An 11,937-nucleotide genomic window follows, 5' to 3' on the forward strand; every position below is an offset into this window, starting at 1 on the left:
AAATGAGAGGTATTAGTGTGATGCTGGATAAGTTGGGTTAATAGATGCTGATTTAAGGGCGCTTACTGTTGTTATGTCGTCCCTTTCAGTATTTACTATGCACTTCACTCAACACTAAGCATTCACAACTCAACATTGCGCGCAGCGCCTAAGCTCGCCCCTGTGTGCGCATAATGCTATTCTTAACGGCCCTTAAACGTATGAGCCCCGTGACTTTATGGACACCTATGCTGCACAAGCCAAACTTGAGGCCGCCGACACTTGGCTTGGCTTTAAACAGCTGTTACCCCTGTCTATTTTTGTGGGTGCTTTTGGCCTCGCCTTTGGGCTAGCTGCCTCTCAAGAAGGGCTAAGCGACAACGCGATTGTGCTGATGAGTGCGTTAGTGTTTGCCGGTACTTCGCAGTTTGCCGCCCTCGAAATGTGGGGTACACAAGTACCATTAGTGCCGCTAATTATTACCACCTTCGCTATTAATGCCCGCCACCTGCTAATGGGCGCCACGCTCTATCCTTGGTTGCGCTATCTGCCGCCCGCTAAACGTTATGGCATTATGTTGCTGGCCTCCGATGCTAACTGGGCCATGGCTATGCAAGGCTTTCATAAAGGCGAGCGCGCTCTGGGCATTCTGTTTGGCGGTGGGCTGGCCATTTGGTCATGTTGGATGATTGGCACTTGGGTGGGCTTGTATTTTGGTAGCGCTATTGAAGACCCGTTTAGCATCGGACTAGACATGGTGCTGGGCTGCTTCTTACTGGCTATGACTTTAGGTGGACGTAAAAATTGGCGCATACTTATTATTTGGTGTGTGGCAGGCGGCTCAGCCATGGTGGCCTACTGGTGGTTGCCCGCCAATAGCCATGTAGTGGTGGGCGCACTGTCCGGTGGCCTATTGGGCGCGTTCTGGATGGAGAAAAGCGAGATAGAAAAGAGTGAGGTAGATAAACAATGACACTCGCCATCGCCGGTAACGGCACCTTACTTATTATTCTCGTTATGGCACTAGTCACACTGGCTACCCGATTGGGCGGCGTATTTGTGATGTCGTTTATTCCCATTAGCCAACGAGTACATCAATTTATTAGCGCCATGTCCGGTTCGGTACTGGTGGCCATTCTCACCCCCATGGCCATTAATGGTGACATTGGTGCACGCGCCGCCTTGCTTGCTACCGCGCTCACCATGTTGGTATTAAAGAAACCGCTACCCGCCATTACCGCCGGCATTCTTGCCGCCGCCCTCAGTAGACACTTCTTTGGTAGTTAGTCGCTAATAACCGATGTTAAATGCAAAAGCCCGCCAAATGGCGGGCTTTTATGATTTATAGATAACTGTTTAACGCTGCCACACTACAGGGAACCAATCTTCACGCATTCTGTCACCCGTTTTCAGGTTAATACCGTCAAAAGGCGGGGAGGTGGCGCCACCACGATCTACATAACGCACATCGTCGCCCATAAACCGAGTAGAGAAGGCTCGGCGGCGGTTCATTGTCTGATTACCCGGCGCACCGTGTACCGTCTTGAAGTTGAACAGCAGGGCATCGCCCAGCTCCATCTCGGGGATCATAATGTCGAAATCACCGCTATCGACGTCCGGCATATCCATGAAGTGGCTGTCTTCTTCATACCAAGAAGCATTCGTTGACCACTTGCTTGGTCGCACCAGCTTGGGCCAGCGGTGAGACCCCAACACTACCTGCAGGGCATTCTCTGGGGTAATGGGATCCAGTGGTATCCAATAACTACCGGTTTGCTCGCCCTCAACACAGTAATAAGGCAAGTCTTGGTGCCAAGGCGTTGGCTTTGAGGTGCCGGGTTCTTTTACCAGAATATGATCATGAAACGTCTGCACCTGTGCAGAACCGGTGGCTTCGCCGACAATAGCCGCACCTGGCGACTGCTCAATCCACTGTTTAAACTCGGGAATACGCTGCCAGTTGCAGTAATCTTCAAAAAATCGCCCGGTGTCGGTGCTGGTAACGTTTTCACGACCATGCTCACTAGGATCGTTCAACACCTTATCGAAGCCCGCGCGCAAGGTCTCAATCCAATCTTTAAAGACACCCTTAATAAGGATGGCTCCATCGCGCTCATAGGCAATTTTTTGTTCTTGTGTCAGCCACTGTTCTAAAGCTACAGGCGTAGTCATGCTGCTCCCCTTCCCTTGAATTAAGTTCAAATCGACTTTAACACTCTCCGCACATAGAATATGAATACAATTTACATATAGGGTATATAGATAAATGACTATCCCCTTCACTTTTCGTCAACTTAGTTATTTTGTATCCGTGGCCCAGCACGGCAGCATCAGCAAATCTGCCGAAGCATTACATGTATCTCAGCCCTCAGTATCCATAGCCATTCATCAGCTGGAAAGCTTACTAAACCAGCCACTGTTTCAGCGCCATCGCGGTCAGGGAGTCAGCCTCACGCCAAGAGGAGAGGGACTGCTTAAAGAAGCCCGCCAGATCCTCACCTTATCTCATAACCTGCTAGCCCGGCTGCAACAGGACGAGACCGAAGTAGAGGGGCAACTGGTCATTTGCTGTTTTCGAGATATAGCTCCCTATTATCTACCTAGATTGGTCAGCGAGTTCGAGCGCCGTTACCCAAAAATAAGAGTAATAATGCAAGAGCAGGATTTAGCGGGAGTTAAACTGGCTCTAAAAAAGGGCCAGGCCGAACTGGCGCTAAGCTATCAGCTGGGGTTACCGCAAGAAGTAGATAGCCAAATATTGGACGAGTTGCGGCCTTACGCCCTATTACCTGCTGGCCATAAGCTTGCCGAAAAACAGACCCTGAGACTGGCAGAGATAGCGAAAGAGCCCCTGATACTGCAGGATATGCCGCTAACCCAAGAGTATTTCATGTCGCTATTCTGGCATCAGGATCTGCAACCCGCTCATATCCACACTACCGCTTCGTTTGAGATGCAGCGGGGATTAGTCGCTCACGGGCATGGCGTGGCACTGTCTTGCACTCGCCCGGCTGGCGATCAAAGCTACGATGGCGCGCCACTGGCCTGTCGACCGCTGCAGGATGAGTTTCCGCCTCAGCGAGTGGTATTGGCTCACTCCCGCGAATTTCCGCTCTCCATACCCGCCCAGCTGTTTCTCGACCAAGTGGCTAGCAATCCGCACTGGCGACCATAAAAAACCGAAAAACCCTGAGTTCATTTCTGAATCCAGGGTTTCTCGGTCTGATTTACTACTTACTAACGTATAGCTTATGGCTTACGGCTTACGGCTTACGGCTTACAACACTTGAGCCGCTATCCAGCCGAAGATCATCAGCGGAATGTTGTAATGAATAAAAGTAGGGATCACCGAGTCACGAATATGGTCATGCTGACCGTCTGCGTTCAGCCCGGCGGTTGGCCCTAGAGTAGAGTCGGACGCGGGCGAACCGGCATCCCCCAGCGCCCCGGCGGTACCCACCAACGCCAGTGTTGCCAGCGGTGAGAAGCCAAAGCTTATCGCCAACGGCACATAAATAGCGGCGATAATGGGAATGGTCGAGAATGAAGAGCCGATGCCCATAGTAATAAAGAGCCCTACCAGCAGCATAACCAGCGCCGCCAACCCGGGGCTATTGCCAATTAGCGCACCTGAGCCGGCTACCAGTTCAGGGATGGCTCCCGAGGCCTTCATTACGCCGGAAAAACCAGAGGCGGCAATCATGATGAACCCCACCAGCGCCATCAGTCGCATGCCTTGAGTAAATACATCGTCCTGATCTTTCCACTTGAACAGGCCATTCATCGACAGCAAAGCAAAGCCCAGCAAACCACCTAGCACCATAGAACCTGTCATTAGCTGTACTACTAAAGCACCAACGACGGCGGCCAAAATCATGAACAGTTGCTTACGGCTGAGTTTGGTTTGTTTCTTGCTGCTATCGACGGTTGACACCGCCTGTTGCTGGTATTCCCGTGGGCTACGATAGCTGAACAATACCGCCACCAGCAGTCCGAGCAGCATGCCCAGTGCGGGTAACAACATAGCCCTGGGTGCCATAGATGGTGTGACGAACATGCCCAGTTCGTTACCGGCCTGATTGACGCTGTTGGTCAAAATATCGTTGAGGAAGATGGTGCCAAACCCTACCGGCGCGGTCATGTACATGATGGTGATACTGAAGGTAATCACACACGCCACTGCACGTCGATCCAGCTTTAACATACTCATCAGCCCCAACAGAGGCGGAACCAAAATGGGAATAAAAGCGATATGAACCGGTACCACGGTACCGGAGGCGGCACCAATGATGAGCAAAGCACCGAATATAAACCACTTTACGCTGCTCAGCTGGCCCGGATCGCGCCGAGAGCCAACCCAACTCAGAGCCTTGCTGGCTACCAAATCGGTAATACCGGTGCGCGACAGCGCCACGGCAAAGGCACCCAAGGTGGCATAAGCTAGCGCCACGGTTGCGCCGCTGCCTAATCCTTCGTTAAAAGCATCGATCACCTGGTCTACCGACATTCCTGCCCAGAGCCCGCCCACTAGAGCGGCAACCACCAGCGAAAATACAATAGACACCCGAGCCAAACACAGCGCTACCATCACTAAAATAGCTAGAACAATCGCATTCATAGGTTCCACTCCCTCATGTTATTCATTCCCTTTATAGATTTATATATCTGAACAACGACCTTTATTTACATAAAATTAACATTACTTGATCATATGCCCTCCATATAGTTTCTATATAAGGCTCATATGCTTTTAGCTATGCGGTTATGGTAAGTATCCTTGTTTCCTAACTCAAGGAACTCCCTGCTTTTTTGTCATTCGAGATACTGATAGATAATGCCTGTAGTTCAGTCGTCATTCCCGAGAAGGAACGTCATCCTCGCGTAGGCGGAGATGGGAATCCAGGACTTGTAACACAGAACTGTCAGACTGCGAATCACTTGCAAAGGCACTGGACCCCCGCCTTCGCGAGGGAGACGATAAAGGGTTCTTAGGACGTGCCTAATCCCTAATCCCTAGTCCCTAATTCTTATTAAGGGCCTTACTTACCAGTACCTGCACGGCTGGGCTTAGTGATAACTGCAGTGCTGCCGCTTGGCCTGCTGGCGACATTTTTCCCCAGGTTTTTTGGATAATATCGATTAGCTTTTCTTCACTGTGGCGAGTGGCAAAGTCGGCCAAGTAAAAATCCATAAAGACCAAGCAAATTACATCTTCTAATGCCTGCACTTGTGGATCACGCTTAAGCTGCTTTTTCAGTAATAAGTCTTTTATTTGCTGTTGCTCAACGTCACCATAACCCACCTTGGCCATTAACTCGGCGGTAAAATCGCCGTGAAACGCCCCAAGATCGGTGCGCCAGCGCTTATAACCGGCTCGATCCATGGGGTAGCTGGCTCGAGCAATATGCCAACGTTTTATATGCTGGGCGCGACACGCTATTTGCAGCAGTTCGCTGGCATTGGGCGCAAACTCGGCCTGCTTAGCGCTCATACGCACACTATACAAATATTCTTTGGGCCACGTTTGTCCATCCGCTTGCTCTTGGTTGGGATCTTGGCGATTTTCGGCGTCAATTAACGCCAACACTTGCTGTAATCGAGAACTTCCCGTCATTCACACATATCCTATATATAAGCTGTACGCCTTACGCTATACGCCGTAAGTTAAGTTCAATTACCAAACAATTACGGGGTTCGGTTTTTTTAGGCACTGCTTTAGCCGCGTGCCTTGGTTTTTCTAATAGCTTACCGCGTAAAGCGTACCGCTGCCCGAAGGGATTGAGCACAAAAATGTAATTTTTCATTGATGCAAATCAAATGACACTATAAAATACACCTTAAGTTGCATTACAAATACACATTATGAGGCGTTAATCATGCTGGATAGTCGCACTAGAGAGATCGTAAAAAGCACCGTTCCATTACTCGAATCTGCCAACACGGCGCTAACCGAGCACTTTTACAAACGTATGTTTCGTGACAACCCCGAACTGAAAGACGTGTTCAACCTCAGCCATCAAGCCTCTGGCCGCCAGCCTGCTGCGTTATTTTCTGCCGTATTAGCCTATGCCAAAAACATCGATAACCCAGCCGTATTAAGCAGTGCAGTTGAGCGCATCGCCCAAAAGCACACCGGTTTCTCTATACAACCTGAGCAATACGACATCGTGGGTCATCACCTATTAGAAACCATTAAAGAATTAGCACCCGATGCGGCTACGCCTGAAGTGATTGACGCTTGGGCACAAGCCTACGGCGCGCTAGCCGGCCTCTTTATTGGCCGTGAAGAGCAGCTGTATCAGCAAAGTGAGCAGAAAGACGGCGGCTGGCGTGGCTATCGCAATTTTGTAGTCAAAGAAAAACAGGTAGAAAGTGAGCTGATCACCAGCTTCTTGTTAGCCCCAGAAGACGGCAATACCGTGGCTAACTTTTTGCCAGGCCAATACCTCAACCTACATTTAGTTAGTCCAAAACTCGCCCATAAAGAAACTCGCCAATATTCCTTATGCCAAGCGGCTAATGGCAAAGACTACCGCATTGCCGTTAAGCGCGAACCCAATGGTGTGGCGTCTAACTTTATGCACGACGAAGTACACATAGGCGATACCCTGCAAGTGCTACCGCCTTCAGGTGACTTCTTTATGGAAGTGAGTGCTGACACCCCTGTGGTATTAATCTCTGGTGGCGTAGGTCAAACCCCTATGCGCGCCATGCTCGACCAGTTAATCAAGCATGAGCATAGAGCCAACATTCACTGGCTGCATGCTTGTGAAAATGGTGCCCAACACGCCTTTAAAGAGCACATTCAAGGCTTACGCCAAGCCAATGCCAATTTAACCACTCATGTATGGTATCGCGAGCCCGGAGCAAGCGATCAACCCGCCGAGCATTATCACGCCAAAGGCATCATGGACTTGAGCCAGTTAAAAGACAGCATAGCCAACGCAGACGCTCATTATTATTTCTGCGGCCCGCTGCCCTTTATGGCGATGGTTAAAGAAACATTATTCGGTTGGGGTATTAGTGATGATCGCCTGCATTATGAGGTATTTGGCCCCCATCAGAGCCTGTAACCGTACCCAGATCTCACAATCTAACTCTGGCGGTTTACAGCACTAGTGCACTGGTTTAAATAGAAGTCTCCGTTATACAGTTGTGGGCTAATTAGCCCAAGCCAACAGGGGGTTTTATGGACATTAATGCGCTGCAAACACTGCTATTCGTTCCGGCCAACCGGCCGGAACGCTTCGATAAAGCATTGGCCAGTGGAGCCGACGCCATCATTATCGACTTAGAAGATGCCGTTCCCGCAGCAGAAAAAGATGCCGCCAGTAGTACGCTTAGTGCTTGGCTAGACGAACAGCCCGCCAACTCAGTACTTATCCGCATTAATGCCACCGGTAGCCCTTGGTTTAGCCAAGATACTAATCTGTGTCGCTCTGCGGCCGTAGCCGGCATTGTGGTACCTAAAGCCGACGACCCCACTGCGTTGGCAGAATTGGCAAATATCTGCGACAAACCCCTGTTACCCTTTATTGAATCTGCCCTCGCCTTTACTCGGCTTAATGAGATTGCAGCCGTCTCTGGTGTGTCTCGCTTATTGTTTGGCAAACTCGATTTGGCCCTCGACTTAGGCATGGACTATCCCCCTCCCGCCAGTGAGCCTCTGGATGAGTCGGCTTTTTTATATGCTCGTAGCCAGCTGGTGATGTGTTCACGAGTTCATGGTTTGGGTGCGCCGATTGATGCTATTTTTACCGCGCTTTATGACGCCAAAGGGCTAACCGATTATGCTCGTCAAGGCATGCGTTTAGGCTTTAGTGGTTTCTTGCTGATCCACCCCGCCCAAGTTATTCCTGCACAAAAAGCACTTACTCCCACTAGCGCACAAATATCTTGGGCAAAACATATTTTGGATGCTGAGCAACGAGAAAAAGGGGCAGTAGTAGCCGTAAGCGGCAATATGGTCGACACCCCAGTAATGGCAAGAGCTAAGCGCATAATGGAATCGGCTAGCGGCTTTAGCACATAAAAGTAATAGCAAAAAGTCGCATCGTTTTCAGATACAATCCTTGTTAGATAATCATCAAACAAGGGATCCGTCATGCTAGTAAAAGTATTACGTAATGGGATTGGGGGTATTTGGCAGTTGGGCGATTTAATTACTCGCCCCACCAAAATGCAGCGCTCAGCAGAAGCACAGCGTGCTGTGGATAACGCCTGCACCGAGTTGGCGCTATATCAACTGCCGCGGTGCCCTTTCTGCATAAAAGTACGCAGAAATATGCACAAGCTGAACCTGCCCATAGAGTTGCGTAATGTACAGCCTGGCTCGCCCTATCGGGATGAATTAGAAGCTGGCGGCGGACGCGTTAAGTCGCCTTGCTTGCGTATAACTGAGCACGGCGAAGTTCGCTGGATGTATGAGTCCAACGATATTATTGCCTATTTAGAGCAGCGTTTCGCTTAAATAAAAAACACCGAGCATAGGCTCGGTGTTTTTTGGCTGGTCGCTTATAGCGATAAACTTAAGCTTAAGCTCTGTTACCTTTAGTTCTGTACATCGCGTGCAGCACCTTCTACCGCTTCACCGCCACGCTGAATGTCTTTACCGGCACCAGCAAAGGTATTACACCCAGCCATACCGCCAACCAAACCGACTACCATCAAGATTGCCATTATCTTTTTAACCATGATTTTGTCCTTCTTTGGGTGAATAACCAGTCAAAGTATAGACTCAATTGTGCAACTAAACGACACTTGTGAAATATGTTATGACCTATGTTGTCGCACGCTTTATTCGGTTAAACAATAGTATAAAAAGTATCGCTTAGAAGCAGATTAATCAGAATATTTACTATCAATTAGTCATGAGAACTACATTTACTACGGTTATGATAGAGCCAGTTAAATCGATGAAAGGTAAAGGCTATGTTTGAGGTATTTTGGCAGTTTTTTAAATTAGGTTGGATAAGCTTCGGTGGCCCCGCCGCTCATATCGGCTATTTTCAGCGTCACTTCGTTCACAAACTCGGCTGGATTCCCCAAGACCGCTTTGCCTCTACCTTAGCACTTTGTCAGTTTCTGCCGGGACCGGCGTCCAGTCAGTTGGGGTTCGCGCTGGGTTATCAGCGTGCTGGGCTTTTTGGCGCCTTAGCGGCTTTTATTGGTTTTACCCTGCCCTCTTTTTTATTGATGCTGGGCTTGGCATTGGCAGGCAACACCTGGGCCAGCCAGCCTGCGGCGTTGGCCATCGTCACCGGACTCAAGCTGTTTGCCGTGGTGGTGGTCGCAGATGCAGTACTGTCTATGGCTAAGCAATTTTGCAGCCAGCAAAACACACTTATCTTGGCGGTGCTAAGCGCCGCCTTATTATGGCTGTTCCCCGGCCTTGCAACTCAATTCATAGTCTTAGTCGCTGCAGCTCTGGTGGGTATCGCCTTACTCAAAGTAGAGCCCGCCGAACACACTCAAGCGCTGGGCGTAAACTGGCCGTTTTTGCTGCTGTTTTTTGGCTTATTGGTGCTAATGCCCTTACTGAGCCTAACGGATACTGCCGCCATTTTTGCCGACTTTTATCAGGCAGGTAGCTTGGTGTTTGGAGGTGGTCATGTGGTGCTGCCCCTGTTACAGAGCACGCTACCCGAAACGCTTTCTGAGGATGTATTTTTAACCGGTTACGGTGCCGCCCAAGCGATGCCAGGCCCGATGTTTAGTTTGGCCAGTTTTTTAGGGGCCGAGCTGTATCCTTCTGCTCCTATATTAGGCGCATTGGCCGCCAGCTTTGGTATTTTCTTACCGGGATTTTTATTGGTATTAGCCTTACAAAATAGCTGGCATGCATTAGCCTCTAAACCTATTTTGGCAGGTGCCGTGCGCGGTATTAACGCCGCCGTAGTCGGCTTGTTGCTATCGGCTTTATATCAGCCGCTTTTTGTTAGTAGTGTGACTAACGCCCCCGCTCTAGCGGCCGCCGCCATCGGCTTACTGGCCCTGCGCACCTTGCGTTGCCCAGTACTGATGCTAATCCCCGTATTCATGCTGTTAGGATTTTGGCTATAAGTGATACAAAACATATCATTTAATAAGAAAATAATTATATTTATATTAAAGTTGAGTTAAAAAACCCTGAAATTATAATATAAAAAGCGTAATGTCGCATAACAGGTATGGTTCTGCTCGGCGTCATTCTCACGAAGGAACGCCACCCTCGCGTAAGCGAGGTTGGGATTGACGACAGGACCCACATGAGTTACGCCGTATTACTTAGCGAGATATTACTAAGCAGTCCGGCATAACTTATGTTGATTCAGGGGCTCACTTTTCTTTCTCGTCACCCTCGCGGGAATGACGGCAGAACCACACCTGTTAAGCGGCATTACTTATAAGTTTTATCAATACCTAACGCGCTCACTAACAGCTCATTACGGAGGCCACAGGATGTCGGCACTTTTCCATTTGGACAGAGACGGTCAGGCAACTCTGCAGCAGCAGGTCAGAGAACACTTAGTCAGTGCTATATTAGGTGGCTTTTTGCTCTCAGACAAACCTCTCCCTTCTTGTCGTAGTTTGGCCAAAAACCTGAATGTAGCGCGCAATACCATAGTGTTGGTATATGATGAATTGGTCTCAGACGGTTACCTTATATCCAGTGAGCGCCGCGGCTATTATGTTAATGATCAATTTTCTGGCCACAACCTCAAAAGTAACCGAGATACATTAGCACTCGCTACTGATGCTAATATTAGCGAGATAAGCTGGCTTGAGCGCCTTAAGGTAAACCCCCGCCATCAGCCCAATGCTAGCCAATCTCATTCTTGGCAAAGCTATCAATACCCCTTTGTTTACGGTCAGCTAGACACCAGCCTATTTCCTATTGATAGCTGGCGTAAATGTTGGAGAGATGCCGTCAGCGTGCAGGCTATCCGTGACTGGAGTTCAGATCGTTACGACAGCGATGACCCTCTATTAATAGAGCAGTTACAGAAACGCATTCTGCCCAGCCGCGGTATACAGGCAAGTAGTGAGGAGATTCTGATCACTGTAGGTTCGCAGCAGGCTATCTATCTTCTGGCTCAGTTACTGCTGGATAGCGAATCCTGTTTCGGCATCGAAGACCCTGGTTATGTTAGTGCCGGTCATATCGCCCAAGTATTCAATGCCCAAGTAAAAAGCCTGAGTATCGATGAGGGAGGTATAATAGTTAATGAGCAACTGGATGAATGTGACGTCGTCTACCTGACCCCTAGTCACCAGTGCCCAACCACAGTCACCATGCCACTGGCACGACGACTCGCATTATTAGAAACCGCTCAACAACAAGATTTCATCGTCATTGAAGATGACTATGAAATGGAAATGAACTTTGATACCCATCCAACACCAGCCCTAAAGAGCTTGGATAAGACCGGACGGGTACTTTATATCGGGAGCTTATCCAAAACCCTGGCACCGGGATTACGCATGGGATTTATGGTCGGCCCAAGAACCTTGATTCAAGAAGCCCGTAACCTTCGCCAATTGATGTTGCGTCACCCACCGCTCAATAACCAGCGCGCAGTCGCGCTATTTCTAGCCCAAGGCTACCATGATGCGCTATTGCGAAAATTGGCTCGGGCATTCCAAGAGCGAGGAGAGTGTTTAGCGCAGGCGCTAAAGCAGCACCTACCCGACTGCATAAGCTCTCCCATCAGCGGATCTTCTTGTTGGCTGGAGATGCCCGAGCATATCGATGCTGGGCAACTAAAAGAACTAGCGGCAAAAGAGGGATTGTTGTTGATCTCCGCCGATAGCTACCATTTTGGTAGTCACCTGCCGAAAAACTACTTGAAGATTGGCCTCTCGGCGATTCCTCTCGAAAGAATCGAGCCTGGCATCAAGTTACTGGCCAAAATAATGGCACAGTTACAAGCGTAAGCAGTAGAATAATGATGCCCTACCCTCATGTCATACTGGTAA

At 49.3% G+C, this 11,937-nt stretch carries 12 protein-coding genes; 8 read left to right on the plus strand and 4 right to left on the minus strand.

Annotation, left to right across the window (positions count from 1 at the left end; genetic code table 11):
- Window positions 1-217 precede the first annotated feature (217 nt).
- Window positions 218-952, plus strand: coding sequence for an AzlC family ABC transporter permease (locus tag ACFQ1C_RS04520; protein ID WP_379557346.1), 735 nt, complete (start codon window positions 218-220; stop codon window positions 950-952).
- Window positions 949-1,266 (plus strand): AzlD family protein, encoded by a 318-nt coding sequence (locus ACFQ1C_RS04525; protein ID WP_379557347.1) that lies wholly within the window; start codon window positions 949-951, stop codon window positions 1,264-1,266. The genes ACFQ1C_RS04520 and ACFQ1C_RS04525 overlap by 4 nt, the downstream gene beginning before the upstream one ends.
- Window positions 1,267-1,335: 69 nt before the next feature.
- Here the strand turns inward: ACFQ1C_RS04525 and ACFQ1C_RS04530 are convergent, their stop codons facing one another.
- Window positions 1,336-2,151 carry a phytanoyl-CoA dioxygenase family protein gene (locus ACFQ1C_RS04530; protein ID WP_379557348.1) on the minus strand — a complete coding sequence of 272 codons (816 nt, stop codon included), beginning with the start codon at window positions 2,149-2,151 and terminating at the stop codon, window positions 1,336-1,338.
- 94 nt (window positions 2,152-2,245) lie between these two features.
- On the opposite strand from ACFQ1C_RS04530, the gene ACFQ1C_RS04535 reads away from it, so the two are divergent.
- The gene (locus tag ACFQ1C_RS04535; RefSeq protein ID WP_379557349.1) at window positions 2,246-3,154 is read left to right on the plus strand and encodes a LysR family transcriptional regulator; all 909 of its coding nucleotides are present in this window, start codon (window positions 2,246-2,248) and stop codon (window positions 3,152-3,154) included.
- 102 nt (window positions 3,155-3,256) lie between these two features.
- On the opposite strand, the gene ACFQ1C_RS04540 is transcribed toward ACFQ1C_RS04535, so the two are convergent.
- Both ACFQ1C_RS04540 and ACFQ1C_RS04545 read right to left on the minus strand, forming a co-directional pair.
- Window positions 3,257-4,597 (minus strand): Na+/H+ antiporter family protein, encoded by a 1,341-nt coding sequence (locus ACFQ1C_RS04540; protein ID WP_379557350.1) that lies wholly within the window; start codon window positions 4,595-4,597, stop codon window positions 3,257-3,259.
- Window positions 4,598-4,999: 402 nt separating this feature from the next.
- Window positions 5,000-5,593 (minus strand): DUF4202 domain-containing protein, encoded by a 594-nt coding sequence (locus ACFQ1C_RS04545; protein ID WP_379557351.1) that lies wholly within the window; start codon window positions 5,591-5,593, stop codon window positions 5,000-5,002.
- A gap of 262 nt (window positions 5,594-5,855) precedes the next feature.
- Between ACFQ1C_RS04545 and hmpA the strand changes: the two genes are divergently transcribed.
- From hmpA to ACFQ1C_RS04560, 3 genes are all read left to right on the plus strand, one after another.
- Window positions 5,856-7,052 carry an NO-inducible flavohemoprotein gene (hmpA, locus tag ACFQ1C_RS04550; RefSeq protein WP_379557352.1) on the plus strand — a complete coding sequence of 399 codons (1,197 nt, stop codon included), beginning with the start codon at window positions 5,856-5,858 and terminating at the stop codon, window positions 7,050-7,052.
- 116 nt (window positions 7,053-7,168) lie between these two features.
- Complete coding sequence (locus tag ACFQ1C_RS04555) at window positions 7,169-8,011, plus strand: HpcH/HpaI aldolase/citrate lyase family protein (RefSeq protein ID WP_379557353.1); 843 nt, start codon at window positions 7,169-7,171, stop codon at window positions 8,009-8,011.
- Window positions 8,012-8,083: 72 nt separating this feature from the next.
- Window positions 8,084-8,449, plus strand: a complete 366-nt coding sequence (locus ACFQ1C_RS04560; RefSeq protein ID WP_379557354.1) for a glutathione S-transferase N-terminal domain-containing protein — start codon at window positions 8,084-8,086, stop codon at window positions 8,447-8,449.
- An 80-nt stretch (window positions 8,450-8,529) separates the two neighbouring features.
- Here ACFQ1C_RS04560 and ACFQ1C_RS04565 read toward each other — a convergent pair whose 3' ends face one another.
- Entirely contained in the window at window positions 8,530-8,673 is a 144-nt protein-coding gene (locus ACFQ1C_RS04565) for an entericidin A/B family lipoprotein (RefSeq protein ID WP_379557355.1), read from the minus strand.
- Window positions 8,674-8,910: 237 nt separating this feature from the next.
- Between ACFQ1C_RS04565 and chrA the strand changes: the two genes are divergently transcribed.
- Window positions 8,911-10,041, plus strand: coding sequence for a chromate efflux transporter (gene chrA / locus ACFQ1C_RS04570; RefSeq protein ID WP_379557356.1), 1,131 nt, complete (start codon window positions 8,911-8,913; stop codon window positions 10,039-10,041).
- Window positions 10,042-10,419: 378 nt separating this feature from the next.
- A complete protein-coding gene (gene pdxR / locus ACFQ1C_RS04575; RefSeq protein ID WP_379557357.1) occupies window positions 10,420-11,895 on the plus strand; it encodes a MocR-like pyridoxine biosynthesis transcription factor PdxR in 1,476 nt (491 codons plus the stop codon).
- The last annotated feature ends 42 nt before the right edge of the window (window positions 11,896-11,937 follow it).

The organism is Oceanisphaera ostreae (genome assembly GCF_042676125.1).
In the GTDB taxonomy this organism is placed as follows: domain Bacteria; phylum Pseudomonadota; class Gammaproteobacteria; order Enterobacterales; family Aeromonadaceae; genus Oceanimonas; species Oceanimonas ostreae.

Excerpts from the sequence above, each read along its gene's own strand:
- chrA (WP_379557356.1), top strand. The coding sequence starts at position 8,911 with ATGTTTGAGGTATTTTGGCAGTTTTTTAAATTAGGTTGGATAAGCTTC.
- ACFQ1C_RS04545 (WP_379557351.1), bottom strand. The coding sequence starts at position 5,593 with ATGACGGGAAGTTCTCGATTACAGCAAGTGTTGGCGTTAATTGACGCC.
- ACFQ1C_RS04540 (WP_379557350.1), bottom strand. The coding sequence starts at position 4,597 with ATGAATGCGATTGTTCTAGCTATTTTAGTGATGGTAGCGCTGTGTTTG.
- pdxR (WP_379557357.1), top strand. The coding sequence starts at position 10,420 with ATGTCGGCACTTTTCCATTTGGACAGAGACGGTCAGGCAACTCTGCAG.
- ACFQ1C_RS04535 (WP_379557349.1), top strand. The coding sequence starts at position 2,246 with ATGACTATCCCCTTCACTTTTCGTCAACTTAGTTATTTTGTATCCGTG.
- hmpA (WP_379557352.1), top strand. The coding sequence starts at position 5,856 with ATGCTGGATAGTCGCACTAGAGAGATCGTAAAAAGCACCGTTCCATTA.
- ACFQ1C_RS04560 (WP_379557354.1), top strand. The coding sequence starts at position 8,084 with ATGCTAGTAAAAGTATTACGTAATGGGATTGGGGGTATTTGGCAGTTG.
- ACFQ1C_RS04565 (WP_379557355.1), bottom strand. The coding sequence starts at position 8,673 with ATGGTTAAAAAGATAATGGCAATCTTGATGGTAGTCGGTTTGGTTGGC.
- ACFQ1C_RS04530 (WP_379557348.1), bottom strand. The coding sequence starts at position 2,151 with ATGACTACGCCTGTAGCTTTAGAACAGTGGCTGACACAAGAACAAAAA.
- ACFQ1C_RS04555 (WP_379557353.1), top strand. The coding sequence starts at position 7,169 with ATGGACATTAATGCGCTGCAAACACTGCTATTCGTTCCGGCCAACCGG.
- ACFQ1C_RS04520 (WP_379557346.1), top strand. The coding sequence starts at position 218 with ATGGACACCTATGCTGCACAAGCCAAACTTGAGGCCGCCGACACTTGG.
- ACFQ1C_RS04525 (WP_379557347.1), top strand. The coding sequence starts at position 949 with ATGACACTCGCCATCGCCGGTAACGGCACCTTACTTATTATTCTCGTT.